Raw genomic sequence first — 1,249 nt, 5'->3', positions numbered from 1 at the left:
GCAAGGGATCCCCGACCCCCTCGTCCGAAAGCTCCAGGCGGTCGTGCGCGCCGCGTTCGCCCGGAGGCGGAAAACGTTGAAAAACGCACCCGTGCCGTTTCTTGCCGGAGGGACGAAGGAGTGGTGCGACCTGTTGTCCCGATGCGGAGTCGACCCCACGGCCCGCGCGGAATCGGTCCCTCCCGAAAAGTTCCTCGCCCTGGCCCGCACTCTCCGGGGGATTCGCGAAGACGGGGAGAAAGAAACGGGGCCGCCCGGAAAAAGATGGCCCCGCCGATACCGGGAAACTCCCTGAGACGGCTTATTCCCGGCGCCCGCACAACCCTCTTCCGGACGCTCCCCGCCCCCTGCCGAAGCCACGTCCCCTGCCTTCGTCCGTCCGGTGGAAATTGACACTCGTGCATTTGGGGCACCCCGCCTGCCTGCCTCCCCCGTAGGGGACCTCCCAGGAGTGTCCGCAATCGGCGCATAGGAACGATCTCTTCTCCGTTGCCATTTCGATCTCACCTCCCTCGATTCTCAGCGCCTTTCCGTTCACCAGCGCGTCCGCGACTTTTCTGCGCGCGGATTCCACGATTCTTCCGAATGTCTGCCGCGAAACGTTCATCCGTTCGGCCGCCTCCTCCTGGTAGAGCCCTTCCCAGTCGGCGAGCCGTATCGCTTCCCATTCATCCATGGTGACCACGGATTCTTCGAGACGGAAAAGGGGAATTCCTCTCGGCTTGAAGTAACGGGGCTCCGGGGAGCAACCGACCCTCCTGCAGGTTACCGGCCTTGCCATATCGTGGCCCTCCCGTGATTATTATTGTCATATGCCCATAACCTGTCAAGGGGGAAACCACGGGACAGGGGTTCTTTCGGAAAACGGTGGACTTTTCCGGCCCGCGGCGACTAAAATCAACCGGACATGACCTCCCAGAAGGCACCCCGGTATATCGGCATCGAAGGGCCGATCGGCGTGGGGAAGACCTCTCTCGCCAAGATCCTTGCCCAGCAGTTCGGCGCGCGCCTCATCCAGGAGGAAGTCGCCAACAACCCGTTTCTGGAACGGTTTTACGATGATCGCCGCAAGTACGCCTTCCAGACGCAGCTCTATTTCCTCCTCTCCCGGTATCGCCAGCAGCGGGATCTCGCCCAGGGGGACCTCTTCGAGAAGGGGGTCGTCTCCGACTACGTGCTGGCCAAGGACAAGATCTTCGCGTATCTGAACCTGGAGGAGGACGAGATCTCCCTCTACGAGATGGTCTAC

At 61.9% G+C, this 1,249-nt stretch carries 3 protein-coding genes; 2 read left to right on the top strand and 1 reads right to left on the bottom strand.

Features of this window, described 5'->3' with window-relative positions:
* A partial coding sequence (locus tag VJ307_04100) for a hypothetical protein (GenBank protein ID HJX73318.1) occupies positions 1–295 on the top strand: 295 nt, incomplete at its 5' end.
* 6 nt (positions 296–301) lie between these two features.
* On the opposite strand, the gene VJ307_04095 is transcribed toward VJ307_04100, so the two are convergent.
* Positions 302–781, bottom strand: a complete 480-nt coding sequence (locus tag VJ307_04095; GenBank protein HJX73317.1) for a DUF134 domain-containing protein — start codon at positions 779–781, stop codon at positions 302–304.
* 126 nt (positions 782–907) lie between these two features.
* On the opposite strand from VJ307_04095, the gene VJ307_04090 reads away from it, so the two are divergent.
* Positions 908–1,249: deoxynucleoside kinase (locus tag VJ307_04090; GenBank protein HJX73316.1), on the top strand; the 342-nt coding region annotated here is incomplete at its 3' end.

This window comes from Candidatus Deferrimicrobiaceae bacterium (assembly GCA_035256765.1).
Taxonomy (GTDB): Bacteria; Desulfobacterota; Deferrimicrobia; order Deferrimicrobiales; family Deferrimicrobiaceae; genus CSP1-8.
Note: the sequence above shows the minus strand (reverse complement) of the source record. Positions and strands in the feature narration are given on the sequence as shown.